This is a genomic window from Azospirillum sp. Marseille-Q6669 (assembly GCF_965111635.1).
The window spans coordinates 2,168,910-2,192,661 of record NZ_CBCOOP010000001.1; the positions used below are offsets into that span (position 1 = coordinate 2,168,910).

23 protein-coding genes are annotated in these 23,752 nt (G+C 68.8%); 15 read left to right on the forward strand and 8 right to left on the reverse strand.

The genetic code is table 11. The annotated features are described in order from the left end of the window. The first annotated feature begins 181 nt into the window (after positions 1-181). Positions 182-388: a cold-shock protein gene (locus tag ACWPXE_RS09580; protein WP_014197503.1), complete on the forward strand. Its 207-nt coding sequence runs from the start codon at positions 182-184 to the stop codon at positions 386-388. Positions 389-541: 153 nt separating this feature from the next. Next, entirely contained in the window at positions 542-799 is a 258-nt protein-coding gene (locus tag ACWPXE_RS09585) for a hypothetical protein (protein WP_454017621.1), read from the forward strand. Positions 800-836: 37 nt separating this feature from the next. Here ACWPXE_RS09585 and ACWPXE_RS09590 read toward each other — a convergent pair whose 3' ends face one another. Next, positions 837-1,349, reverse strand: coding sequence for a MarR family winged helix-turn-helix transcriptional regulator (locus ACWPXE_RS09590; RefSeq protein WP_035676767.1), 513 nt, complete (start codon positions 1,347-1,349; stop codon positions 837-839). A gap of 140 nt (positions 1,350-1,489) precedes the next feature. Between ACWPXE_RS09590 and ACWPXE_RS09595 the strand changes: the two genes are divergently transcribed. The 5 genes from ACWPXE_RS09595 to ACWPXE_RS09615 all read left to right on the forward strand — a co-directional run bounded on the left by ACWPXE_RS09595 (position 1,490) and on the right by ACWPXE_RS09615 (position 7,891). Beyond that, positions 1,490-2,362, forward strand: coding sequence for a branched-chain amino acid aminotransferase (locus tag ACWPXE_RS09595; protein WP_200483878.1), 873 nt, complete (start codon positions 1,490-1,492; stop codon positions 2,360-2,362). Between the two features lie 217 nt (positions 2,363-2,579). Then, the gene (uvrB, locus tag ACWPXE_RS09600) at positions 2,580-4,718 is read left to right on the forward strand and encodes an excinuclease ABC subunit UvrB (protein ID WP_237905770.1); all 2,139 of its coding nucleotides are present in this window, start codon (positions 2,580-2,582) and stop codon (positions 4,716-4,718) included. A gap of 104 nt (positions 4,719-4,822) precedes the next feature. Beyond that, positions 4,823-5,089: a neuropeptide-like protein 29 gene (locus tag ACWPXE_RS09605; protein WP_454017622.1), complete on the forward strand. Its 267-nt coding sequence runs from the start codon at positions 4,823-4,825 to the stop codon at positions 5,087-5,089. 149 nt (positions 5,090-5,238) lie between these two features. Then, positions 5,239-6,354 (forward strand): DUF2336 domain-containing protein, encoded by a 1,116-nt coding sequence (locus ACWPXE_RS09610; protein ID WP_454017623.1) that lies wholly within the window; start codon positions 5,239-5,241, stop codon positions 6,352-6,354. Between the two features lie 220 nt (positions 6,355-6,574). Further along, positions 6,575-7,891 carry an MFS transporter gene (locus tag ACWPXE_RS09615; protein WP_454017624.1) on the forward strand — a complete coding sequence of 439 codons (1,317 nt, stop codon included), beginning with the start codon at positions 6,575-6,577 and terminating at the stop codon, positions 7,889-7,891. A gap of 45 nt (positions 7,892-7,936) precedes the next feature. On the opposite strand, the gene ACWPXE_RS09620 is transcribed toward ACWPXE_RS09615, so the two are convergent. From ACWPXE_RS09620 to ACWPXE_RS09630, 3 genes are all read right to left on the reverse strand, one after another. Beyond that, complete coding sequence (locus ACWPXE_RS09620) at positions 7,937-9,184, reverse strand: ATP-binding response regulator (protein ID WP_454017625.1); 1,248 nt, start codon at positions 9,182-9,184, stop codon at positions 7,937-7,939. 200 nt (positions 9,185-9,384) lie between these two features. Next, a complete protein-coding gene (locus tag ACWPXE_RS09625; RefSeq protein ID WP_174451997.1) occupies positions 9,385-9,834 on the reverse strand; it encodes a DNA polymerase III subunit chi in 450 nt (149 codons plus the stop codon). A gap of 143 nt (positions 9,835-9,977) precedes the next feature. After that, positions 9,978-11,480: a leucyl aminopeptidase gene (locus ACWPXE_RS09630; RefSeq protein ID WP_454017626.1), complete on the reverse strand. Its 1,503-nt coding sequence runs from the start codon at positions 11,478-11,480 to the stop codon at positions 9,978-9,980. Between the two features lie 226 nt (positions 11,481-11,706). Here ACWPXE_RS09630 and lptG point away from each other — a divergent pair, with 226 nt between their 5' ends. The 3 genes from lptG (at position 11,707) to pdxA (ending at position 15,414) form a co-directional block, all read left to right on the forward strand. Further along, positions 11,707-12,801 carry an LPS export ABC transporter permease LptG gene (lptG, locus tag ACWPXE_RS09635; RefSeq protein WP_014197489.1) on the forward strand — a complete coding sequence of 365 codons (1,095 nt, stop codon included), beginning with the start codon at positions 11,707-11,709 and terminating at the stop codon, positions 12,799-12,801. A 139-nt stretch (positions 12,802-12,940) separates the two neighbouring features. Then, a complete protein-coding gene (locus ACWPXE_RS09640) occupies positions 12,941-14,386 on the forward strand; it encodes a peptidylprolyl isomerase (RefSeq protein WP_454017627.1) in 1,446 nt (481 codons plus the stop codon). Further along, entirely contained in the window at positions 14,386-15,414 is a 1,029-nt protein-coding gene (gene pdxA / locus ACWPXE_RS09645; RefSeq protein WP_454017628.1) for a 4-hydroxythreonine-4-phosphate dehydrogenase PdxA, read from the forward strand. The genes ACWPXE_RS09640 and pdxA overlap by 1 nt, the downstream gene beginning before the upstream one ends. A 19-nt stretch (positions 15,415-15,433) precedes the next feature. Here pdxA and ACWPXE_RS09650 read toward each other — a convergent pair whose 3' ends face one another. Both ACWPXE_RS09650 and ACWPXE_RS09655 read right to left on the reverse strand, forming a co-directional pair. Further along, positions 15,434-15,556 carry a hypothetical protein gene (locus tag ACWPXE_RS09650; RefSeq protein WP_257722160.1) on the reverse strand — a complete coding sequence of 41 codons (123 nt, stop codon included), beginning with the start codon at positions 15,554-15,556 and terminating at the stop codon, positions 15,434-15,436. 124 nt (positions 15,557-15,680) lie between these two features. Further along, positions 15,681-17,987 (reverse strand): hybrid sensor histidine kinase/response regulator, encoded by a 2,307-nt coding sequence (locus ACWPXE_RS09655; protein WP_454017629.1) that lies wholly within the window; start codon positions 17,985-17,987, stop codon positions 15,681-15,683. Between the two features lie 120 nt (positions 17,988-18,107). Here ACWPXE_RS09655 and ACWPXE_RS09660 point away from each other — a divergent pair, with 120 nt between their 5' ends. The 5 genes from ACWPXE_RS09660 (at position 18,108) to rsmA (ending at position 22,072) form a co-directional block, all read left to right on the forward strand. After that, the gene (locus tag ACWPXE_RS09660) at positions 18,108-18,701 is read left to right on the forward strand and encodes a hypothetical protein (protein ID WP_454017630.1); all 594 of its coding nucleotides are present in this window, start codon (positions 18,108-18,110) and stop codon (positions 18,699-18,701) included. A gap of 76 nt (positions 18,702-18,777) precedes the next feature. Beyond that, positions 18,778-19,587, forward strand: coding sequence for a lytic transglycosylase domain-containing protein (locus tag ACWPXE_RS09665; protein ID WP_059399171.1), 810 nt, complete (start codon positions 18,778-18,780; stop codon positions 19,585-19,587). A 28-nt stretch (positions 19,588-19,615) separates the two neighbouring features. Next, on the forward strand, positions 19,616-20,467 hold the full coding sequence (locus tag ACWPXE_RS09670) for an alpha/beta fold hydrolase (protein WP_454017631.1): 852 nt from the start codon (positions 19,616-19,618) through the stop codon (positions 20,465-20,467). Between the two features lie 119 nt (positions 20,468-20,586). Next, the gene (locus tag ACWPXE_RS09675; protein ID WP_454017632.1) at positions 20,587-21,153 is read left to right on the forward strand and encodes a hypothetical protein; all 567 of its coding nucleotides are present in this window, start codon (positions 20,587-20,589) and stop codon (positions 21,151-21,153) included. Positions 21,154-21,217: 64 nt separating this feature from the next. After that, positions 21,218-22,072: a 16S rRNA (adenine(1518)-N(6)/adenine(1519)-N(6))-dimethyltransferase RsmA gene (gene rsmA / locus ACWPXE_RS09680; protein ID WP_454017923.1), complete on the forward strand. Its 855-nt coding sequence runs from the start codon at positions 21,218-21,220 to the stop codon at positions 22,070-22,072. 120 nt (positions 22,073-22,192) lie between these two features. Here the strand turns inward: rsmA and gmk are convergent, their stop codons facing one another. Further along, entirely contained in the window at positions 22,193-22,840 is a 648-nt protein-coding gene (gene gmk / locus ACWPXE_RS09685; RefSeq protein ID WP_454017633.1) for a guanylate kinase, read from the reverse strand. A gap of 10 nt (positions 22,841-22,850) precedes the next feature. Next, positions 22,851-23,717 carry a YicC/YloC family endoribonuclease gene (locus ACWPXE_RS09690; protein ID WP_454017634.1) on the reverse strand — a complete coding sequence of 289 codons (867 nt, stop codon included), beginning with the start codon at positions 23,715-23,717 and terminating at the stop codon, positions 22,851-22,853. Positions 23,718-23,752 lie beyond the last annotated feature (35 nt).

Below are 23,752 nucleotides of genomic sequence, written 5' to 3' on the forward strand. Positions count from 1 at the left end.
CAGGGCTTTGCCCGAAGGGTTCGGGTTGCATCACGGCCTTGCGATCCCCACATGAAAAGAGTCGAATTTCTTTGGGTCTACGGTCCGCTTGCAGATCGCTGCGTCTGGTCCTTCCCCTCGGTGATTTGATGTGAACCCGTGGCACGAGCGCCATGGGAAACCTCGTTCAAGGAACTACCAGATGGCTACTGGAACCGTGAAATGGTTCAACACCACCAAGGGCTACGGCTTCATCCAGCCGGATGACGGGACGGCCGACGTGTTCGTCCACATCTCCGCCGTTGAGCGGTCGGGCATCAACATTCATGAAGGCCAGAAGCTGTCCTACGAACTCCAGCGCGACCCCAAGAAGGGCAAGAGCGCCGCGGCCAACCTGAAGGAAGCGTGATTTTCAGCTCCGATTTTTGTCGGAGCCGCTCTTCAGGGGCCGGTTGCCCCCAATCCTGTAACAGCCGCTTCACAAAAGAAACGCATGCTCCATGGACCACCGGGACCGCCCGGATGGTGCCATGGGGCACGATGACGATCACAGGAGGCATGCATGGCATCCGATAACCGCAGCGCGGATCGGAATGATCTCGACTCCATGACCCGCGAGTTTCTTGCGAAGGGGGGTAAAATCGTTCAGTGCCCGCCGGGGTCCTCGGACAGCGTGGTGTACAAGCGCACGTCCTTCCGCCGCCGCGGCGCCGCGAACGCCGCGGGCAAGGAAGGGGCGGAGGGCGCCGCCGGCACCCCGCCGGCGGATGCGGCTCCTGCCGCCACCACCACGGAAGCGACCCCGGCCAAGGACAGCTGACCGAAGGCTTGGCCCGACCGGCTTTCCGGCCCGGTTCCTACCGCTTCACGGCGGCGAGCCGGGCCGGCACCGGAGGAGCGAACTTAACCCGGTCCTCTTCGTCCATCATGCCCAGCATCACCTTGCGGAAGCCCTCCACGGCCTCCGCCCCCGCCATGCGGTATGCGCGGGCGATCCGCTGCCGCTGCGTTTCGGAGAGCTGGCGTTCCAGCTCCACGCCCTTTTCGGTCAGTTCCAGCAGACGCTGCCGCCGGTCCCGCACGCCCGTCTGCTGCTGGATGAATTCCTGCCGGACCAATTCCCCCAACACGCGCGACAGGCTCTGCTTGGTGATCTTCAGGATCGCCAGAAGCTCCGACACGGTGATCTTCGGGTAGCGCCCGACGAAGTAGATGACGCGGTGGTGCGCCCGGCCGAAGCCGATCTGCGCCAGGATCTCGTCCGGCTCCGCGGTGAATTCCCGGTAGGCGTAGAACAGCAGCTCCATGCCCGTGCGAAGTTCCTCTTCGCGCAGGAAAAGCTGGTTCACGCCCGCTTTTATGTCAGCCATGTTGACGTGATCGGTGCGATTCGTTACAAATGGGTCAATAAGCCAGACATAAACGAACAAAGGCCGCGAGACAAGCGCGGCTTTCGACAATTCCATTCCAAGTCCCGAGCAACGGGCCAAAGACCAAGGTGGGAGCCGCCATGTCCATCCTTCCCTTCGACGACCGCGACGGCGTGATCTGGTACGACGGCGCGCTGGTGCCGTGGCGCGACGCGAATCTGCACGTCCTGTCGCACGGCCTGCACTATGCGAGCTGCGTGTTCGAAGGCGAGCGCGTCTACAACGGCACGGTGTTCAAGCTGACCGAGCACAGCGAGCGTCTGGCTGCCTCGGCCCGCATCCTGGGCTTCGAACTTCCCTATTCGGTGGCGGAGATCGACGCGGCGACCAACGAGACGGTGAAGGCGATGGGCTTCACCGACGCCTATGTTCGCCCGGTGGCGTGGCGCGGCAGCGAGATGATGGGCGTGGCGGCGCAGGCCAGCCGCATCCACGTCGCCATCGCCGTCTGGCAGTGGCCGAGCTATTTCAGCCCCGAGGCGAAGATGGCCGGCATCAAGCTGACCTGGGCGCCCTGGCGCCGCCCGGCCCCGGACACCGCCCCCACCGCGTCGAAGGCGGCGGGCCTCTACATGATCTGCACGCTGTCCAAGCACGCGGCCGAGGCCGAGGGCTATCAGGACGCGCTGATGCTCGACTACCGCGGCTATCTGGCCGAGGCGACCGGGGCGAACCTGTTCCTGGTGATGGACGGCAAGATCCACACGCCGAAGCCCGACTGCTTCCTGGACGGCATCACCCGCCGTACGGTGATCGACCTCGCCAAGGCCCGCGGCATCGAGGTGATCGAACGCCACATCCAGCCCGACGAACTGGCGAACACCCAGGAGGTCTTCCTGACCGGCACCGCCGCGGAAGTGACCCCGGTCGGCCAGATCGGCGATTACCGCTTCACGCCGGGCCGCGTCTGCGAGACGCTGGTGAAGGACTACGACGCGCTGGTGCGCGGGTAAGGAACGCCCCTCTTTCCCTCCCTTGCGCAGCTCTCGCGCAAACCAAAGCTTTGCGCTGACGCGGTAGGCGGACCATGGGTCCGCTAAAAGCGGGGAGGGAAAGAAAGGGAGGGGGAAGCGCGAGCGGGCACTCCGGACAAGCCCACGCTCGACAGCGGGGGTGGGGTGGGCCATATACTCGGTTCCCGTTCCGTACCCCTGGCGCGAGCGCACCCGCATGTCCCATCCCGTCCTGACTGCCCTCCCGCAGAAGTCCCTGCCCAAGCTGGAGGCGGGCAAGAAGTTCGAACTGGTGTCGGAGTTCAAGCCCTCCGGCGACCAGCCGCGCGCCATCGGGGAACTGACCGAGGGGCTGCGCGCCGGCGAGAAGGATCAGGTGCTGCTCGGCGTCACGGGGTCCGGCAAGACCTTCACCATGGCGCACGTCATCCAGCACGTTCAGCGCCCCACCCTGGTGCTCGCCCCGAACAAGACGCTGGCGGCGCAGCTCTACGGAGAGATGAAGTCCTTCTTCCCGAACAACGCGGTGGAATACTTCGTCTCCTACTACGACTACTATCAACCAGAAGCCTACGTTCCGCGCACCGACACCTTCATCGAGAAGGAATCCTCGATCAACGAGCAGATCGACCGGATGCGCCACTCGGCGACGCGGGCGCTGCTGGAAAGGGACGACGTCATCATCGTGGCGTCGGTGTCCTGCATCTACGGCATCGGTTCGGTCGAGACCTATTCGGAGATGACCGTCGATCTGCGCAAGGGCCAGGTCGTCGCCCAGCCCGACCTGCTGCGCAAGCTGACCGAGCTTCAGTACAAACGCAACGATGCGGCCTTCGGGCGCGGCTTGTTCCGGGTGCGCGGCGACACCGTGGAGCTGTTCCCCGCCCACATGGAGGACCGCGCCTGGCGCATCTCGCTGTTCGGCGACGAGATCGAGGGCATCCATGAGATCGATCCGCTGACCGGCGAGAAGATCGCCTCGCTGGAAGCCGTGCGTATCTATCCCAACAGCCACTATGTGACGCCCAAGCCGACGCTCAATCAGGCCATCGAGCAGATCAAGCGCGAGCTGAAGCTCCGGCTGGAGGAGTTCAACGCCCAGGGCAAGCTGCTGGAGGCGCAGCGGCTGGAGCAGCGCACGACCTTCGACATCGAGATGATGGCGGCCACCGGCGCCTGCGCCGGCATCGAGAACTATTCCCGCTACCTGACCGGCCGCGCGGCGGGCGAGCCGCCGCCGACGCTGTTCGAGTATCTGCCGGGCGACGCGCTGCTGATCGTGGACGAAAGCCACGTCATGGTGCCGCAGATCGGCGGCATGTACCGCGGCGACCGGATGCGCAAGGAGACGCTGTCCGAATACGGTTTCCGCCTGCCCAGCGCCATGGACAACCGCCCGCTGAAGTTCGAGGAGTGGGAAGGCATGCGCCCGCAGACGGTCTTCGTCTCCGCCACCCCCGGCCCCTGGGAGATGGAGCGCACCGGCGGTGTCTTCGCCGAGCAGGTGGTCCGCCCGACCGGCCTGATCGACCCGGAGGTGATCATCCGCCCCACCGAGACGCAGGTGGACGACCTGATCCACGAGTGCAAGGAGGTGGTGGCGAAGGGCAACCGCGTGCTGGTCACAACCCTGACCAAGAAGATGGCCGAGGCGCTGACCGAATACATGCACGAGGCGGGGCTGCGCGTGCGCTACATCCACTCCGACGTGGAGACGCTGGAGCGCATCGAGATCATCCGCGACCTGCGGCTCGGCGCCTACGACGTGCTGGTCGGCATCAACCTGCTGCGTGAGGGGCTGGACATCCCGGAATGCTCGCTGGTCGCCATTCTGGACGCCGACAAGGAGGGCTATCTGCGCTCCAAGACCTCGCTGATCCAGACCATCGGCCGCGCCGCCCGCAACATTGAGGGGCGGGCGATCCTCTACGCCGACAGGATCACCGGCAGCATGCAGTACGCCATCGACGAGACGGCGCGCCGCCGCGAGAGGCAGCGGGCTTACAATCTGGAGCACGGCATCACGCCGGAATCCGTGAAAAAGGCCATCGGCGACATCCTGGAGAGCGTCTACGAGCGCGGCGACCACGTCACCGTGAAGACCGGCCTGAACGCGTCGGAACTGGTCGGCCACAACCTGAAGTCCGTGATGGCCGACATGGAGAAGCGCATGAAGGCTGCGGCCGCCGACCTGGAGTTCGAGGAGGCCGCCCGCCTGCGCGACGAACTCCGCCGGTTGGAGGCGATGGACCTCGGGCTGGAGCAGCCGGGCAGCATCGGCATCAGTTCCGCCCGCCAGGGCCGCGGCATTCCCGAGGGCGCGCCGAAGAAACAGGGGCGGCGGGGACGGCGCTGACGGGAAAGGGCGGAACCACTTCGGGAATAATATCCCCCTTCCAGGCGTTCATCCTGCCAGTACGGCCCGCTCGCCGGGCCGCGACCCCTGGCACAGGAACGCCAATGACGACGCTCCGCTCGCTGTCTCTTCTGTCCTTCGCCGCCCTTCTCCTGTCCGGCTGCTACGTCGCCGCCGGGACACCCGGACCCGTCTATGGCTATGGACACCGTTCCTATGGGTACGGCTATTACGAGCGCCCGCTGTACCGCCATTACGGGCCGCCGCCCGTGGTGTATGGCCGCCCCTACTATGGCGGCCATCGCGGCGGTCATCATGGCGGCCCCCGTCACCACAAACCGCACGGCGGGCACCGCCACGGCGGCTGGTGAGAGGCGGCCGGGGCCGGCCCGCTCCCGGCAATCGTCGTTAACAAAGGTTCAATGCTTTGGTCCGATCATGACCTGAATACATTCGCTCCCGCTGATGCATGAATCCGAAGCGCGGGAGGCGAAGCAGGGCAGGAAAGGGTCCGGGACCCATGAGCGACCAACTCACCAAGGACGACGTGTCCAGACTGCTGTCGGACCCGTCGCCGAACAGCCGTTCCGAACTGGCGGTCAAGGTTGCCAAGCAATTCTCCGCCGCCACCTTGACGGACGGCGAGCGCCGGCTCGCCGAGGACATCATCCGTTTCATGGCGCGCGACGCCGTGGTGCGCGTGCGCCAGTCGTTGGCCGAGAACCTGAAGGCCAACCCGGCGCTGCCGCGCGACGTCGCGCTGATGCTGGCCCGCGACGTGGAGGCCGTGGCGATCCCGGTGCTCAGCGTCTCCACGGTGCTGACCGACGCCGACCTCGTCGAACTGGTGCGGACCGGCACCGACGCCAAGCACACCGCCATCGCGCAGCGTCCGGCCCTGTCGGCCAGCGTCGCCGACGCGCTGATCGACACCGCATCGGAAGGGGCTGTGGCGGTGCTGGTCGCCAACGAGAGCGCGGATCTCGGCGAGCGCACGCTCGGCCGTGTCATCGAACGCTTCGCCGACAGCGAAACCGTGCAGGAACCGCTGGTCCAGCGTGCCCGCCTGCCGATCACCATCGCCGAGCGGCTGGTCGCCGTGGTGTCGGAAAAGCTGCAACAGCATTTGGTGGCCAACCACGATCTCCCGGCCAAGGTCGCCGCCGACCTGATCCTGCAAAGCCGCGAGCGCGCCACGGTCGCCCTCTTCTCCGGAGAAAGCGACGAGGGCGCGCTGGAGCGGCTGGTCGCGCAGCTGTCGCGCAGCGGCCGCCTGACCCCGTCGCTGTTGGTGCGGGCGCTGTGCATGGGCGACAGCGCCTTCTTCGAGACGGCGCTGTCCCATCTGGCCAACGTGCCTCTGACCAACGCCCGTCTGCTGATCCACGACGCTGGGCGGCTGGGTCTGAAGTCAATCTACGACAAGGCCAAGCAGCCGCCGGCCCTGCTGCCCGCCTGCCGGATCGCCTTGGACGTGCTGAAAGAGACCCCCTACGACGGCGAGGCGCACGACATCGAACGCCACCGCCGTCGGGTGATCGAGCGCATCCTGACCCAGTACGAGGATCTGGCGGCGGAGGATTTGGATTACCTGCTCGACAAGCTGGGCGACCTCATGCGCGAGGAAACGAATTAACGCTGGAGCCTTCGAAAATTGCTCGGCCTGCAGTTTTCGGTTGCGGTATCAAACGGGGTTGGCAGCTCATCATTTGATAAGGCTTTGACGTGATCTGAGCACGCCCTCACGATCACCTTGAGCAGCCTGCCTCACGGTGCCATTTTTTGATGCCCGCTGTTCCTAACCTTTGCGTCTGGCCGCGGTCTTTCCTGCCAGAACCTTGGAAGGGGGAACGCGGTTGCCCGATGAGAGCAAGGGACGGGAGGCGGTGGTTCCGGATGAATCCGGTCACAGCTTCCGGCCGGCGTCGCTGGACGCCGTGAACTTCCTGCTGGCGGACGTGCGTGGGGCGCTCGGCCCTTATCTCAACGTCTTTCTGGTGACCCAGCAGCATTGGAGCCAGTCGGAGGTCGGGCTGGTGACCAGTCTGGCCGGCTGGCTCGGGCTTGCCGTGCAGACGCCCATCGGGGCGGCCATCGACTCCACCCACCGCAAGCGCGAGGCCATCGTCCTGGCGCTGGCCGTGCTCGGCGCGGGGGCGCTGTGCATCTACCTGTTCCCCAACTTCTGGCCGGTCCTGATCGCGAACACGTTGATCGCGGTGGTCGGGGACGTGTTCGGTCCGGCGGTGGCGGCCCTGACCCTCGGCCTCGTCCCGCAGCGCATGCTCGCCCGGCGGATGGGGCGCAACGCCGCTTTCGACCATGCGGGCAACGTCGGCGTGGCGGCGCTCGCCGGGCTGGTCGGCTGGCTGTTCTCCCAGCAGGCGGTCTTTCTGCTGGTGCCGGTGTTTGCGGTCCTGTCATCAATCGCCGTCCTGTCGATCCCGGCCTCCGCCATCGACCAGCGCCGAGCCCGCGGGGTGGAGGCGCCGGCAGGCGGCGGGTCGGAAGGCGGAGCGGCCGACGGGGAGAAGGTTTGCGGCATGGGCATCCTGGTCCATTGCCGGCCGTTGCTGATCTTCGGCAGTTGCGCCTTGCTGTTCCATTTTGCCAACGCGCCCCTGCTGCCGCTGGTCGGGCAGAAGCTGGCCGCGGCGCACCCGGAATGGGCGACGGTCATGATGTCGTCCTGCATCATCGCCGCCCAGCTCGTCATGCTTCCCATCGCCATTCTGGTCGGGCGGACGGCCGACCGTCTGGGCCGCAAGCCGATCCTGCTGGTCGGCTTCGCCATCCTGCCCCTGCGGGCCGTCCTCTACACCCTGTCGGACAACAGCGCCTGGCTGATTGGCGTCCAGCTTCTGGACGGGGTGGGCGCCGGGATCTTCACAGCCCTGACGCCGCTGGTGATCGCCGATCTGATGCGCGGAACCGGGCGCTACAACCTTGCCTTCGGGGCGGTCGCCACGATGCAGGGCGTGGGGGCTGCGACCAGCGGCTTCGTCACCGGCGTGATCGTGGATCGTTTCGGCTATTCCGCCGCCTTCCTCACGGCTGGGGCGATGGCCCTGATCGCGCTGGCCGCCCTGTTCCTCGGGTTGCCGGAATCCGCTCCGGCCAACCCTGCCGAGGCTGGGGCCGGACCGTTGGAGGAGCCCAGCCTCGCCGAATGACCCGTCCGATGCCGGGGCTCAACCCATCCGGAACCGGGGACACTTTTAGAACGCCCGAAATTCCCTGAGGCCGGCGATGGGCGGGGCCGTCAGGCGGGCGGCGGGCAGGAGGATGGTCACTGTCGTGCCGTGCCCCGGTGCGCTGTCCAACTCCACGCGACCGCCGTGCAGTTCGGCGAAGCGGCGGACGATGGGCAGGCCGAGCCCGATGCCCTCGTGCTGGCGCACGAGCGAACGTTCGCCCTGGATGAACGGGCTGAAGACGTGGTCGACGATGTCCGGCGGAATTCCGGGGCCGTCGTCGGCGACGGCGACGGCGACCATCCCGCCCTGCAGGGCGATCCGCAGCGAGACCCGCCCGCCCCGGTGACCGAACTTCACCGCGTTGTCCAGCAGATGGACGATCATCTCCGCCAAGCGGCGCTGGTCGGCACGCAGCGTGACGGGCGGTCCCGGCTGAAGCGTGATGGTCTGTGACTTGGCCTGCGCCTTGGCGCCGAGCAGATCGATGCATTGGATCAGCAGGCCGGGCAGGTCGATGGTCGACTCGGCAAGGTCGATGCCGCCGGACCCCCGCGTGAAGTCCAGGATGTTGTTGACCATGCCGAGCAGCGCCTTGCCGCTCTCCTCGATGAGCCGGACATAATCCATGTAGTCGTCGTGGCCGAGCGGCCCGTGCGCCTCGCTGGACAGCACCTCGGCAAAGCCGATGATGGCGTTCAGAGGGGTCCGCAACTCGTGGCTGGTCACCGAGAGGAAGTCGAGCTTGGCCCGGTCGGCCTGCCGTGCCGCCTCCAGGGCGGTGCTGAGTTCCGCCGTGCGCTCCAACACGCGGCGCTCCAGACCGCGGTTCTGCTCGGCGGCGCGCTGGTAGAGCTTGCGGATTTCCAGCACGCTGCGCACGCGGTGCAGCAGCTCCCAGGCGATGAAGGGCTTGGTGAGGAAGTCATTGGCCCCCAGCTCCAGCGAGCGCCGCCGCGTCTCCTGGTCGGTGTGGGCGGTCAGCACCAGGATGGGCACGTAATCGTCGCTGTACAGGGTGTTGACGCGCTCCATCAGATCGAAGCCGCTCATGTGCGGCATGCGGATGTCGATCAGCAGAAGGTCGAAGCGCTGCGCCTCGCAGAGCGCGGGAACCCGCCGGGGGTCGGTTTCCCCCCGCACGGCGGTGTAGCCCTCATGGGTCAGGATGTCGCGCACCAGATCGACGTTCGACGCGTTGTCGTCGACAATCAGAATGGCGGCGTCCTTGACGTCGCGAGCGAGCGTCGGGTCGAGAGCGCTGCGGGTCATGGCGGTGCCGCCGCTGCCGGTCCGACGCACCTTTGCATGCTGCCCTCCACCTGTGCGCCGCCCCGCGGGATTTTACGGGTTTTAGATTAACCTTGCGCACAGGAGGCCCGTCAAGACCGGTGGTGACAAAGGAATGCAATATTACGTCGCGTTAGCGGTATCACTCGAAGAATTCTTTAAACCTATAACAGTCCTTGGTTTCAGGCGCGCTTTTCCCAACCGCCGCGGTCGTTTTGCTGCCAGTAGGTGAGGGCGTGTCCGGCGGATTTGCAGATCTTCCAACGGTCCCTGGCGGCGAGCACCGCGTCGCCGTCGTTTCCGTCGAACAGGTCGCAGACGAGGTCGAAGGAGCCCATCGCGTCGCTGGTCACCCCGTCCACCAGAACCAGGACGGTGGCCCCGTTGGGGTTCTCCTCCTCGGCGGTCAGCCAGACCGGCTGTTCGGCGGCGAAGCCGTCGCGGGACGCGCCGTGTGGCAGGAAGGAGGAAGGGTCGTAGGTCCACAAATGTTGATTGAGCGCGTCCACCCGCTCCGGCGAGCCGGCCAGGACGACGGCGCGCCAACCGCGCTCCAGGACCTTTTCCAGAATCTTCGGCAACGCCTGTTCGAGCGTGCGCCGCTGGAGGTGATAGAAACGGACCTCGGTCATGGCCTCATCGTCGAGATGCCCCTCTCCCCTCTGGGGAGAGGGTTGGGGTGAGGGGGATATGCGTGTCAGTGCGTTCGGCAAAAGCGCAACCCCCTCACCGGCCCTACGGGCCACCCTCTTCCCGGAGGGGAGAGGGCTAAACCTTACTTGCTCTCATGATAGTTCGCCACGAAGCGGTCGAGCAGGCGGACGCCGAAGGCGGTGCCGCCCTTCGGCACGATGGCCGTGTCCTTCTTCGACCAGGCGACGCCGGCGATGTCGATGTGCGCCCAGGGCAGGTCCTCGACGAAGCGCTTGAGGAACTGCGCGCCGACGATGCTGCCGGCCCCGCGGCCCGACCCGACGTTCTTCATGTCGGCGATGTCGGAGTTGATGTCCTTGTCGTAGGCGTCGCCCATCGGCAGGCGCCACAGCGGCTCGCCCACCGACTTGCCGGCGGCCAGAAGGTTCTCGGCCAGCCAGTCGTCGTTGGCGAACAGGCCGGCGTGCTCATGGCCCAGCGCGATGATGACCGCACCGGTCAGCGTGGCGAGGTCGACCAGCAGGCGCGGCTTGAAGGTTTCCTGCGCGTAGGTCAGGCAGTCGGCCAGGACGAGGCGGCCTTCCGCGTCGGTGTTGATCACCTCGATGGTCTGGCCGGACAGCGAGGTCACCACGTCGCCGGGCCGCTGCGCGGTGCCGGACGGCATGTTCTCGACCAGGCCGACGATGCCGACGGCGTTGACCTTCGCCTTGCGGGCGGCCAGCGCGCGCATGGTGCCGATGACCACCGCGGCGCCGCCCATGTCCCACTTCATGTCCTCCATCCCGGCGGCGGGCTTGATGGAGATGCCGCCGGTGTCGAAGGTCACGCCCTTGCCGATGAAGGCGAGCGGGCGGCGGTCCTCGGCGTCGGGGGCACCGTCCCACCGCATCACGACGACGCGCGGCTCGAAGGCGCTGCCCTGGGCGACGCCGATCAGCGCGCCCATGCCGAGCTTCCTCAGCTTCTTGAGGTCCAGCACCTCGACCTGCAGGCCGACGTCGGTCAGGTCCCGGCAGCGGTCGGCGAGGCTTTCCGGATTCAGGACGTTGGCCGGCTCCGACACCAGATCACGGGTGTAGGCGACGGCCTCGGCCAGCGGCTCAAGACGGCCATAGGCGCGCTTGGCGGCGTCCGGCTCCGCGGTCAGGACGATGATCTTCTTGAGGGAGGGCTTGGCCTCCTTCTTCTCGGTCGTCCGGTACTTGTCGAAGCGGTAGGAGCGGAGCTGCGCGCCGAAGGCGAGTTCCGCCGCCGCGGCGTCGGGGGCCACGGTGCCGCCGTCCGGCAGGTCGAGCAGGACGGAGACCTCCGCCTCGCCGGACTTGTCCAGGGCGGCGACGATGGCGCCGCCGACGGCCTGGAGGGCGGCCTCGGACAGATCCTCCCCCTTGCCGACGCCGACCAGGAGGACGCGGTCGAACTCGACCCCGGCGGGGGCGAGGATGGCCAGCGTCTCCTCCTTCTTGCCGGTGAAGCGGCTGGCCTTCATGGCGCGGGACAGCGTGCCGCCCGTCTTCTGGTCGAGATCCCGCCCCGCGGCGCCGAGCGCGCGATCGGTGGCGACGGTGACGGCGACGGTGCCGGACTTGGGCAGCGCGGGCTTCGCAAAGGCGAACTTCATCGGCTCCTCTCGGGCTCCTCTCGGCTGGGACGGCCGGCGCGCGGGCGCCGGGGCGGGTGGGATCGATCCGCAACCACCCTGGGATAAAGACCTTCCCGTGCGCCCTGTCAAGGCGCGGACCGGTTGTTTCCCGCGCCCGTCCGCAGTACATAGCCCCGGCACGCCGTGGTGGAAGCCTCCGGCGCGCCGCGTACCGCCCGTCGATCGGCCGGGGAGGCCGGAGCCCATGTATTCATCCGCCACGCTGTCGCGCTACATCGGGCGCCAGTTCGTCACCTGGTTCCTGCTGCTGCTCGGCATCCTGCTGTCGATCATCCTGCTGCTCGACGTCGTGGAACTGCTGCGCCGCGCCGGGACCAAGCCGGACATCACCTTCTGGCTGGTCCTGCGCATGGCCCTGCTGAAGCTGCCGGAGATCGGCCAGCAGATCTTTCCCTTCGTGATCCTGTTCAGCGGCATGTTCACCTTCTGGCGGCTGACGCGCAGCGCGGAGCTGGTGGTGGCCCGCGCGGTCGGCGTGTCGGCGTGGCAGTTCCTGACCCCGGTGCTGATCGCCGCGCTGATGATCGGCGCCGTCAAGGTGACGATGATCAACCCGGTCGGCGCGGTCTTCATCGCCAAGTACAACCAGCTTCAGGACCGCTATCTGAAGCTGAAGTCGAGCAGCTTCGACGTCTCGCGCAGCGGCCTGTGGCTGCGCCAGCAGGAGGCGGGGGAGCAGTATTTCATCCACGCCGACGGTGTGAACCCGCTGACCTTCGAGATGAGCCAGGTGATCGTCCTGCGCTTCGACACCAACATGACCTACATCGGGCGGGTGGACGCGCCGCGCGCCGTGCTGCGCGACCGGAAGTGGGAATTGCAGGACGCGACGATCAACCTCGGCAAGAAGGAGTCGGAGACGGTCCCGACCTACGTCATCCCGACGGAGCTGAACCGGACCACCATCGAGGAAAGCTTCGCCGCGCCGGAGACGATCTCCTTCTGGGATCTGCCGCAGTTCATCCGCACGCTGGAGGCCACCGGTTTCCCGGCGGTCCGCCACCGTCTGCATTACCAGTCGCTGCTGTCGCAGCCCCTGCTCTATGTGGCGATGGTGCTGTTCGCCGCGGCCTTCTCGCTGCGGCTGCCGCGGCGCGGCGGCACGATGACGATGGTGTCCGGCGGCGTTCTGACCGGATTCGTGCTGTTCGTGATGACCGACGTGATCCGCACCTTCGGCATCTCCGAAACCATCCCGCTGGCCATGGCGGCCTGGAGCCCGGCCTGCGTCAGCGTGCTGCTCGGCACCGCGGTGCTGCTGCATCTGGAGGACGGCTGACGCCGGATCCGGAGCAGGGCTGACGCCGGCCGCCCGGTCTTTGGACACAATTCCGTTCCAGGATGCGGTCCACGATTCCGTTTACACGCGCCCGGGGGGGCCGTATTAAACGGCAACCACCTCTGGAGTCTGGAGCACCATGCAGAGTTTGCGAGCCGTCCGGTCTGCCTTCGCCGTGGCGACCGCCTGCGCCCTTCTTGCCGCCGGCGCGCCCGCCGCGGCCCAGACGCGGGCTCCCAACGCTCCAAACAGCCCTGCTGCGGGAACGCAAGGCCCTGCGGAACGCATCGCCGCCGTCGTGAACGACGAGGTCATCTCGCTGTCCGACGTGCACGCGCGAATCCGCCTCGCCCTGCTGAACGCCGGTGCCCAGGACAGCGCGGAGACGCGCCAGCGCCTGACCCCGCAGGTGCTCCGCCAGCTGATCGACGAACGGCTCCAGTTGCAGGAGGCCAAGCGTCTCGGCGTCTCGGTCCCGTCCAAGGAGATCGACGAGGCCATTGGGCGCATCGCCGAACAGAACCGTATGGGCCGCCCGCAGCTCGAAACCCTGCTGAAGACCCAGAACGTCCCGGTTTCCACCCTGCGCGAGCAGGTGCGGGCCCTGCTGTCCTGGCAGCGGGTGATGCAGCGCCGCATCCGGCAGGAGGTGGTGATCGGCGACGAGGAGATCGACGCCGTGATGCAGCGCATCAAGGCCAACATCGGCAAGCCGGAGTATCTGGTGGCCGAGATCTTCCTGGCCGTGGACAGCCCCGACCAGGACGAGGAGGTGCGGCGCAACGCCGAGCGGCTGGTCGAAGAGGTCCGCCGCGGCGGAAACTTCGCCGCCCTGGCCCGCCAGTTCTCGCAGTCCGCCGGCGCCGCCTCGGGCGGCGACATGGGCTGGGTCCGCACGGGCGAGCTGAACGCGGAACTGGACAAGACCCTGTCCACCATGCGCGCCGGCCAGCTCTCCTCGCCGGTGCGCACGGCGACCGGCTACCACGTCCTGCTGGTGCGCGACCAGCGGCCATTCGGCAGCAACGCCTCCACTGCCCCGCCGCCGGCCCCGCCGCCGCGTCCGCGCGCCCAGCCGAAGCCCGATCTGGCCAAGGCCAAAGTCAACATGAAGCAGATCGTCATCCCGGCCCCCTCGAAGGAGGAGCTGAAGGCGGTCCAGGCCCAGGCGGAGAAGCTGCGCAAGTCGATCAAGAGCTGCACCGACTTCGACGAGAAGGCGCGTGCCATGGGCATTCCGGAGTCGGGCGACATGGGCACGCTGCGGGTCAAGGACCTCGCGCCGGGCCTCCAGCAACTCGCCGTCGGCATCCCGCTCGGCCAGCCCAGCCCGGTGCTGATGAGCCCGGGCGGCGCCGTCATCCTGATCGTCTGCAAGCGCGACGTGCCGATGATCGAGCCGCCGCCCGAAGCCGAGCCGCAGCCGGTGGCCGCCCCGGCCCCGCCGCCGATCGACCCGAAGGACATCAAGATGCCGCCGCGCGAGGAGATCGAGCGCGACCTGATCAACGAGCGCGCCGACCTGCTGGCCCGCCGCTACCTGCGCGACCTGCGCCGCACCGCCTTCGTGGAGATCCGCAACTGATGACCGAATCCGGCGTCCGGCCGCCGCTCGCCCTGACCATGGGCGAGCCGGCGGGGATCGGCGGGGAGATCGCTCTTAAGGCCTGGTCGATAGCCAGGGGGGGGGGCCGCGCGGACGGCGCGGTGCCGCCCTTCGTCCTTCTGGACGATCCCGCCCGCTTGGAGGCGCTCGCCGCCCGGCTCGGCCTGCCGGTCCCGGTCAGGGCAGTCGGCAGCATGGCCGAGGGCGCCGCACTGTTCAGTACGGCCTTGCCGGTGCTGCCCCAGCCGCTGGCGGTGCCGGTCACGCCGGGCCGTCCCGACCCGGCCAACGGAGCGGCGGTGATCGCCAGCATCGACCGGGCGGTCGATCTGGTCCGCCGGGGGGAGGCGTCGGCGGTCGTCACCAACCCGATCCAGAAATCGGCGCTCTACGCCGCCGGCTTCCGCCATCCCGGGCACACGGAGTATTTGGCCCATCTGGCCGGGCTCACCGAGGAGCCAGTGATGATGCTGGCCGCGCAGGATCTGCGGGTCGTGCCGGTGACCATCCATGTCTCCGTCCGCGACGCCGTGCCGCTGGTGACGCGGGAGGCGATCCTGCACGCCGGGCGGGTCACCGCGGCGGCGCTGGCCCGCGACTTCGGCATCGCCCGGCCCCGGCTGGCCGTCGCCGCGCTCAACCCCCACGCGGGGGAGGGCGGCGCCATGGGGCGTGAGGAGATCGACGTCATTGCCCCGGCGGTCGCCGACCTGCGGGCAGAGGGCATCGACGCGGTGGGGCCGCGGCCCGCCGACACGCTGTTCCACGCGGCGGCGCGGCGCGGTTACGACGCGGCGCTGTGCATGTACCACGATCAGGCGCTGATCCCGCTGAAGACCATCGACTTCGACACGGGGGTCAACATCACGCTGGGGCTGCCCTTCGTCCGCACCTCGCCGGACCACGGGACGGCGCTGGACATCGCCGGCACGGGCAAGGCCGGCGCGTCGAGCCTGATCGCCGCCCTGACGGCGGCGGAGGCCATGGCCGCCCGCCGCCGCGCCTGACCTTCACCGCCGGTAAGCGTCAGAGGCGGACCGAACTGCTGGAGAAGCGGCTGGCCGAGCTGTGGTCGATGGAGGTCAGCGCAACCGACGCGCCGACGGCGATGACGATGGCGGCGGCGAAGCCGAGCAGCATGGCTTTCATGGGGGGCGCTCCTGGAACCTGACTTTGGTTGTGGTTTCGGCGCAAACGCGCCTCTTTCCAAGACCATAAGCGGGGCGGAGCGCGCTTTCAACCACACTCGGGACTTGGCCGGGAGCGGCGGTGCCTATGCTGCGGAGGTCAGGGCGCTGCGCAGCACCTCCGGCGCCACCGGCTTGTGCAGGAGGCGGTGGCCGCTCTGCTGGACCTCGGCGATGCGCGCGGGGTCGGTGTCGCCGGTCAGCACCAGAGCGGGCACCCGCACCCCACAGACACCGTAGATGTCGCGGATGGCCTGAAGCCCCGTCCGCCCTTCGCGCAGGCGATAGTCGGCGACGATCATGTCGGGGCGCTGACCGAGACTGGTCAGGGTGCCCACCGCCTCGTCGGCGGAGACGGCGGCCACCACCTCGTACCCCCATTCCTCCAGCATGGTCCGCATGGAGAGGAGGATGATGGCGTCGTCCTCCACCACCACGACCAAACCCTTGCCACCGTTGGCGGCGGGCTTGGCGGCGGACTGGGCGGCCGGGCGGCAGGTTTTCATCACTTGGCGCGGCGCGACCGAGGGCACGGTCAGACCGAAGGCGCTGCCCCGTCCCGGCCGGGAGCGCAGAGTCACCTCGTGGCCGAGCAGCCCGGCCAGACGCCGCACGATGGCGAGCCCCAGCCCCAGTCCCTTGCGCCGGTCGCGCTCGGGGTTGGCGAGCTGGGTGAACTCGACGAACACCTCGTCGCGCTTGTCCTCGGGGATGCCGATTCCGGTGTCGAGCACCTCGACTCGCAGGCCGCTGCCGGAACGGCGGCAGCCGATCAGAATCCGCCCACTCTCCGTGTAGCGGATGGCATTTTCCACGAGATTGCGCAGGATGCGCTCGATCAGCGCCGGGTCGCTGCGCGTCCAGCCGTCGGTGGGAACGTGGTGCAGCGCGATTCCCACCTCCGCTGCGCGGCCCCGGTATTCGTCGGCCAGACGCTGCAATAGGGGACCCAGCGCGAACTCCGTCACCGCGGGGGTGACCACCCCGGCGTCCAGCCGCGACACGTCCAGCAGGCTGTCCAGCAGCGTACGGAGGCCGTTCAGCGACTCGCTCATGCTCGCCAGCAGGGGAGAGGCGGGATGGCCGTCGAGCCGGTCGGACAGGGCGTGCGCGAAGAAGAACAGCGACTGCACGGGCTGGCGCAGGTCGTGGCTGGCCGCGGCGAGGAACTTGGTCTTGGCCATGTCCGCCCGTTCGGCATTGTCGCGGGCGGCCAGCGCCTCCTCGCGGGCGCGTTCCGCCTCCGCCTTGGCGCGGTGCAGCGCGTCCTCCGCCGCCTTGCGGGCGGTGATGTCGCGCATGATGCCGGTGAACAGGCGCTGCCGCCCATCGTGCCATTCGGCCACCGACAGTTCCAGCGGGAAGAGGGAGCCGTCCTTGCGCCGGCCCTCGACCTCGCGCCCGATGCCGATGATGCGCCGCTCGCCGGTCTCGCGGAAATGCGCCATGTAGTCGTCGTGGGCGGAGCGGTGCGGCTCCGCCATCAGGATGCGGACGTTCGCGCCGATGGCCTCCTCCGCGCCGTAGCCGAAGGTCGTCTCGGCCGCCCGGTTGAAGGACTGGATGGTGCCGGTCTCGTCGATCACCACGATGGGGTCCACGGCGGAGTCGACGACGGCGCGATAGCGCGCCTCCTGCCCCGCCGCGCGCTCCGCCGAGCGGCGCCGGTCGATCAGGACGGAGAGCAGCCCCAGTGAGAGGATCAGCAGCGTCCCGATTCCGGTCCCCACCGCCAGGGACGGCGTGGACAGCACGAGGCCGAGATCATCGCCGGCCGAGACGGCCCCCACACCGATGGCGTGGCCCATGGCGTTCTCGGCGGCGCTGGCGGCGGCCATGCCGACGTAATGCATGCTGACCACCGCAGCGCCGAGCACCAGCGCGCCGGACAGGCGCTGCAGGGGGCTGGCCGTGCGGAAGGCGAGCCAGAGCGCGGCGGTGGAGGCGGCAACGGCGATGACCACCGACGCGACGACCAGAAGCGTGTCGTAGATCAGCGGCACCGGCAGCCGCATGCCGGCCATGCCGACGTAATGCATGGAGACGATCCCGAAGCCGGTCAGCAGACCCGCCGCCGCCAGGGTCGCCCGGCCGCCCCCGCCGTGCGCCACGGCGAAGAGGCCGGTCCCCGACACCCCGACCGCCAGGAGAAAGGATAACGCGGTCAGCAGGATGTCGTAGGACACCGGCACGGGCATGCGCATCGCCATCATGCCGATGAAATGCATCGACCAGATCCCCGCCCCGAGCGCGAGCGCCGCGGCGCCCAGCCAGCCGTTCCGTCCCCGCCCGGCATCCCGCGCGTGAGAGGCGAGGTCCAGAGCTACATAGCCGCCGAAAGAGGCCACGACAATGGACAGCGCAACGAGGTAAGGATCGTAATGGCCGAGCACGATGGGGCGCACCGAGAGTGGACGAGGGGACGGACGCGCAATGGCAGAAACGTTAGATAGTGGAAATCCGCGGCGAACCCAAGCCGGCGAAACGCCCCTGTCCGCCTGACGAAAGACCTAATGGCTACCTCGAACGGAAATTCCTCCTCTCGGATTTTGGGGCGGAAGCTGGCGGGGCTGCTGCGCCGCTTCGTGCTGCGCCCTCTGCTGACCGTCGCGGCGCTGGTCTATTTCCTGATCGACGCGGTGGCGCTGGAGGCGTTGCGCCCGCTGGCCGCCTGGATCGGGCGGCAGCGCTTCGCCGAACGGCTGGCCGCGCGCATCCGCCGGCTCGGCCCCTATCCGACGCTGGCGCTGTTCGTGATTCCGTTGGTGGTCCTGGAGCCGCTGAAGCCGGTCGGCCTGTACCTGATGGGGACCGGGCACGCGGTCCAGGGCGCCCTGCTGCTGGGGGCCGTGGAACTGGTCAAGGTCACGCTGGTCGAGCGGCTGTTCCACATCGGCAAGGACAAGCTGCTGACCATCCCGGCCTTCGCCTGGTGCTACGTCCGGGTGGTGTGCTGGCTGGCCTGGCTGACCGCTTTGCCGCCCTGGCAGGCCGCCAAGCGGATGGTGGGACGGGTGCGCGAGGCGATTCGTCCGGCGCTGGCGGTGGTCCGCGGCTGGGTGCGGTCGCTGCGCAGCCGTCTGCGCGCTGTGTCGAAAAGAGGGTAACCCTGCCCTGCGCTTGCCGTGTCCTGCGGACAGCCTCATATCAATGCGGTTTTGCAGACCGTTCCAAGGCCAACCCGTGCGTTTTCTCCCCCTGACCTTCGCCCTTTTCGTCGCCTTGGCGGCCCCCGCCGCCCTCGCCGCGGGCAAGTCCGGCTCCGTCTCCTCGCGCGAGTCGCGCATGGCCGACTGCGAGGCGGCGGAGAAGGGCGATCCGGAGGCGTCCTACCGCATGGCGCGGCGCTTCCTGTTCGGCGTCGGGGTGAAGCGTGACCAGCGGGTCGGCACGGCGTGGCTGCGCGCCGCGGCGTCGCGCGGCCACAAGGAGGCGCGGCGGCTGGTCGCCTATGTGCCGGGGCGCATGGGCCATGTCCGCCCCTGGTGCCGCCCCGGCGCCGCCCCGCTGCGCGAGGCGTCGCCCCCGCCGCCGGAGATCATCGCGCTGGTCCACAAGACCGCGCCCCAGTACGGCCTCGACCCGGCGCTGGTCATGGCGGTGATCCGGGTGGAGAGCGCCTTCCGCTCCGACGCGGTGTCGCCGAAGGAGGCGGCGGGGCTGATGCAGCTCATCCCCGACACGGCGGAGCGGTTCGGCGTGTCCGACGTCTTCGACCCCGCCCAGAACATACGTGGCGGCGTGCGCTACCTGCGCTGGCTCTTGGCCTATTTCCAGGGGGACGTTACGCTGGCCCTTGCCGGCTACAACGCGGGGGAGCGGGCCGTGGACCGCTACCGGGGCGTTCCGCCCTACGAGGAGACGCGGAACTACGTGCGCTCCATCCGCCGCTTGTACGATGCGCCGCGGCATCCCTTCGACGCCGCGGTGGCGGACCCGTCGCCCATGGTCGTCCGGCAGGCGGCGGAACTGGCGAAGCCCGGCAAGGGCTGAGAGTGAACCAACAGGGGAGGGGCCACCCGTGCCGATGTCCGAACGCAGCTTTCTCGGCCTCAGCGCGGCGGGGTTCCACCGCGTCGCCTACACCCAATGGGGGCGCGAGGACGCGGCCCGCACCGCCGTCTGCGTGCATGGCCTGACCCGCAACGGCCGCGATTTCGACGCGCTGGCGCTCGATCTGGCCGACCGCTACCGCGTCGCCTGCCCGGATGTGGTGGGGCGCGGCAAGAGCGGCCGGCTGGCCAACCCGACGCTCTACGGCTACCCGCAATACTGCGCCGACATGGCGGCGCTGATCGCCCGGCTGGGGGTGGAGGCGGTGGATTGGGTCGGCACCTCCATGGGCGGGCTGATCGGCATGCTGCTGGCCGCCCAGCCCGACAGTCCGATCCGCCGTCTGGTCGTCAACGACATCGGCCCCTTCATCCCGAAGGCGGGCTTGCAGCGCATCGCCGATTACGTCGGCAAGGACCCGGTGTTCGAGGACCTGGCGGCGGTCGAATCCTATCTGCGCTTCGTCCTGATGGGGTTCGGGCGGCTTTCCGACGAGGCGTGGCGCCACATGGCGGAGCACAGCGCCCGTCTGCGTCCGGACGGCTGCTACGGCCTCGCCTACGACCCGGCCATCGCCGAGGCGTTCAAGGCGCAGCCGATGGAGGACGTGGACCTGTGGGCCGTCTGGGACCGCATCCGCTGTCCGGTGCTGGTGCTGCGGGGCGCCACCTCGGACATTCTTCCGGCGGAGACGGCGGAGGAGATGACCCGCCGCGGCCCCAAGGCCCGTCTGGTGGAGTTCGCCCACACCGGCCACGCCCCGGCGCTGATGACCGGGGACCAGATCGCCGTGGTGCGCGACTTCCTGCTGGAGGACTGACGGGGGTACCTCCGCTTGGGCGCGGCATGCGGCCCGGAATCCGGCTGGCTATGGCCGCGCTCCTGGCATAGCATCGCTGCCACGGTCGCACCGCAACGATGGTCCGGAGGCCCGACGCCATGAGGTGTTTCGCCGCGCTCGTCCTGTTGCCGTCCTTCATGTTTCTGCCCTTCATCCCGGGGCCGGTTCAGGCCCGCGACGCGCTGGACTGGCTGTCGCGGGAGCCGGTGACCCTGCTCGACTGGGGCATGACCCGGCTGCGCGGTGACCTGCACGACACGGTGGACGGGCTGTCCCGTGATCTGCGGACCGAGGTGTCGCGCAGCGGCGTCTTCTACCGCTTCCAGGATCGGCGGATCGTCGCCTACGCCAACTTCGTCGATCTGCCGCGCAACCGCACCGAGGAGGTGTGCAAGGACGTCTATACCCGGCTTGCCGGCGCGCTGGTCCGCGGCGGGCCGCAGGGGGCGGGCGGGGCGGCCTGGTATCTGGAGAGCGTGTTCAGCCATGACTCGCAAGGCGGCGACCGGCCCCAGGACCTGGGCGACCAGCTGGCCGACAAGGTAGTGTTGCAGGTGACCATCGGGCCGAAGCCGTCCCAGGCCTTCGACGACGGGCGCCGCATCACCTGCACGGGCCGCCTCGACGCCACGCCGGAGAACATCGCGCTCAAGAGCGAAGGGTAGGAACGACGCGCGGCAGATGACGGCGGGCCCGCGCCGTCCTATAAGTGCGGCCATGACCGACGCCATGCCCGACTCCGCCCCCATGCCCACCGCTTTCGACCCGCAGGCCCTGCCGCCGCTGCGCGAGGTGATCGCCCGCTTCGGGCTGGATGCCCGCAAGGCGCTGGGGCAGAACTTCCTGCTCGACCTCAACCTGACGGGCCGCATCGCGCGCTCGGCGGGTGACATGACCGGCGTGACGGTCGTGGAGATCGGTCCCGGTCCGGGCGGGCTGACCCGCGCCCTTCTGGCGACCAAGGCGAAGCAGGTCATCGCCATCGAGCGCGACCACCGTTTCATCGAGGCGTTGCAGGACGTGATCCAGGCGGCGGACGGGCGGCTGTCCATCGTCGAGGGCGACGCGCTGGAGGTCGACCCCATTCACATCGCCCCGGCCCCGCGGGCCATCGTGGCGAACCTGCCCTACAACGTGGCGACGCCGCTGCTGATCGGCTGGCTGGGGCGGATCGAGGAGTTCGTCAGCCTGACGCTGATGTTCCAGAAGGAGGTCGCGGATCGTCTGGTCGCAAAGCCGGGCAGCAAAGCCTACGGCCGCCTGTCGGTCATCACGCAGTGGCGGTCGGACGCGCGGGTGCTGTTCAACCTGCCGGCCAAGGCCTTCACCCCGCCGCCCAAGGTGGAGTCCACCATCGTCCACCTGACCCCGCGCGCCAACCCGGAGCCGGCGGAGTGGAAGGCGCTGGAGCAGGTGACCGCCGCCGCCTTCGGCCAGCGCCGCAAGATGCTGCGCCAGAGCCTGAAGAGCTTGGGGAACGCGGAGGCGCTGCTGGCCGCCGCCGGCATCGAGCCGACCGCGCGGGCGGAGGAAGTGGATGTGGCGGGGTTCGCGGCGCTGGCGCGGGCGTTTCGGGGGAGGTAGGTCCTTGCCCCCTCCCTAACCCTCCCCGCTTCGCAGGGAGGGGACAAATCTCCTCCCTTGCGAAGCGGGGAGGGAAGGGGCCCGCGGCGAAGCCGTGGGAAGGGTGGGGGCAGTACGCCCCTACAACGCCGCCTGCACGCTCTGCACGAAGGCCGGCATCCCGACCTGCCGCGTCCGGCGCAGCCGCTCGGCGCGCAGGATGGCCTGAACCGCCTGCACGCTCTCGTCCACGTCGTTGTTGACGATCACGTAATCGTATTCGCCCCAGTGGCTGATCTCGTCCGACGCCTTGGCCATGCGCTGGGCGATCACCTCCGCCGAGTCCTGGCCGCGGGAGTGCAGGCGGCGCTCCAATTCGGTGCCCGAGGGCGGCAGGACGAAAATGCTGACCAGATCGGCGCGGGCGTTGGCCGCCAGCTGCTGCATGCCCTGCCAGTCGATGTCGAACAGCACGTCGCGCCCGGCGCTCAGCGCGGTCTCCACGGCGTGGCGCGGCGTGCCGTAGCAGTTGCCGAACACACGAGCGTGCTCCAGCAGCTCGCCTTGGCCGGCCATGCGGTCGAACTCCGGCATGTCGACGAAGTAGTAATGGACGCCCGGCTGCTCGCCGGGGCGCATCGGCCGGGTGGTGACGGACACGGACAGGGTGATGCCGGGATCGCGGTCCAGCAGACGGCGCGAAATGGTGGTCTTGCCCGCCCCGGAGGGGGAGGACAGCACGAGCATCAGGCCGCGCCGGGCGATCTTCGTGTTCATGGTCTCGGGCATGGGGCGGGTATCACTCGATGTTCTGGACCTGCTCGCGAAGCTGCTCGATGGAGGCTTTCAGCGACAGGCCGATGCGGGTCAGCTCCACGTCGGCGGACTTGGAGCACAGGGTGTTGGCTTCGCGGTTGAATTCCTGGCACAGGAAATCGAAGCGGCGGCCGATGGCGCCCCCCTCCGCCAGCATGTCGCGGGCGGCCTGGATGTGGGCGCGCAGGCGGTCCATCTCCTCGCACACGTCGGCCTTGGCGATCAGGATGGCCGCCTCCTGGGCGAGCCGCTCCTCCGGCAGGGCCGGCGCGGCGTCGAGCAGGGCGGCGACCTGACTGCGCAGCCGTTCGCGCAAAGCCTCGGGCTGGGTGCTGGCGCAGGCGGCGGCGGCGGTGATCAGCCGCTCGATCTCGTCGAGATGGCCGTTCAGGACGGTGACCAGACGCGCCCCCTCCGACAGGCGGGCGGTCACCAGCGCGCCGATCAGCCGGCCGAGGTCGGCCTTCAGCGCGGCTTCCACCCGCTCCCGCGCGTCGCCCTCGTCCTCCTCCACCGGCTCGATGATGCCGCGGACGGCGAGCAGCGAATCGAGCCGCGGCGCGGCGGCCCCGGCGCCCTCGATCTCGCGCGCCAGCTCCAGCACCTGGGCCAGAAGCTCGCGGTTGATGCGGAGCTGCGACACCGACTGGCTGCGGGTGACGGTCAGGTTCACGTTGACGCTGCCGCGGGCCAGCCGCTTGGGGATCTCGGCGCGGGCGGCGGCCTCCAGCGTGTCGAAGCCGGCGGGCTGGCGGCAGCGGATGTCGAGGTTGCGCCCGTTGACGCTCTTCACCTCGAAGGTCCAACTGTAGCCGTCGGCATGCCCGTCCACGCGTGCGAAACCGGTCATGCTGGATACGGCGGAGCGTTGGGCGGGCAAAGCGG

Bases quoted from the DNA above. Each gene is read 5' to 3' on its own strand.
- ACWPXE_RS09580 (WP_014197503.1), top strand. From the start codon at position 182: ATGGCTACTGGAACCGTGAAATGGTTCAACACCACCAAGGGCTACGGC.
- ACWPXE_RS09585 (WP_454017621.1), top strand. From the start codon at position 542: ATGGCATCCGATAACCGCAGCGCGGATCGGAATGATCTCGACTCCATG.
- ACWPXE_RS09590 (WP_035676767.1), bottom strand. From the start codon at position 1,349: ATGGCTGACATAAAAGCGGGCGTGAACCAGCTTTTCCTGCGCGAAGAG.
- ACWPXE_RS09595 (WP_200483878.1), top strand. From the start codon at position 1,490: ATGTCCATCCTTCCCTTCGACGACCGCGACGGCGTGATCTGGTACGAC.
- uvrB (WP_237905770.1), top strand. From the start codon at position 2,580: ATGTCCCATCCCGTCCTGACTGCCCTCCCGCAGAAGTCCCTGCCCAAG.
- ACWPXE_RS09605 (WP_454017622.1), top strand. From the start codon at position 4,823: ATGACGACGCTCCGCTCGCTGTCTCTTCTGTCCTTCGCCGCCCTTCTC.
- ACWPXE_RS09610 (WP_454017623.1), top strand. From the start codon at position 5,239: ATGAGCGACCAACTCACCAAGGACGACGTGTCCAGACTGCTGTCGGAC.
- ACWPXE_RS09620 (WP_454017625.1), bottom strand. From the start codon at position 9,184: ATGACCCGCAGCGCTCTCGACCCGACGCTCGCTCGCGACGTCAAGGAC.
- ACWPXE_RS09625 (WP_174451997.1), bottom strand. From the start codon at position 9,834: ATGACCGAGGTCCGTTTCTATCACCTCCAGCGGCGCACGCTCGAACAG.
- ACWPXE_RS09630 (WP_454017626.1), bottom strand. From the start codon at position 11,480: ATGAAGTTCGCCTTTGCGAAGCCCGCGCTGCCCAAGTCCGGCACCGTC.
- lptG (WP_014197489.1), top strand. From the start codon at position 11,707: ATGTATTCATCCGCCACGCTGTCGCGCTACATCGGGCGCCAGTTCGTC.
- ACWPXE_RS09640 (WP_454017627.1), top strand. From the start codon at position 12,941: ATGCAGAGTTTGCGAGCCGTCCGGTCTGCCTTCGCCGTGGCGACCGCC.
- pdxA (WP_454017628.1), top strand. From the start codon at position 14,386: ATGACCGAATCCGGCGTCCGGCCGCCGCTCGCCCTGACCATGGGCGAG.
- ACWPXE_RS09650 (WP_257722160.1), bottom strand. From the start codon at position 15,556: ATGAAAGCCATGCTGCTCGGCTTCGCCGCCGCCATCGTCATCGCCGTC.
- ACWPXE_RS09660 (WP_454017630.1), top strand. From the start codon at position 18,108: ATGGCTACCTCGAACGGAAATTCCTCCTCTCGGATTTTGGGGCGGAAG.
- ACWPXE_RS09675 (WP_454017632.1), top strand. From the start codon at position 20,587: ATGAGGTGTTTCGCCGCGCTCGTCCTGTTGCCGTCCTTCATGTTTCTG.
- rsmA (WP_454017923.1), top strand. From the start codon at position 21,218: ATGCCCGACTCCGCCCCCATGCCCACCGCTTTCGACCCGCAGGCCCTG.
- gmk (WP_454017633.1), bottom strand. From the start codon at position 22,840: ATGCCCGAGACCATGAACACGAAGATCGCCCGGCGCGGCCTGATGCTC.
- ACWPXE_RS09690 (WP_454017634.1), bottom strand. From the start codon at position 23,717: ATGACCGGTTTCGCACGCGTGGACGGGCATGCCGACGGCTACAGTTGG.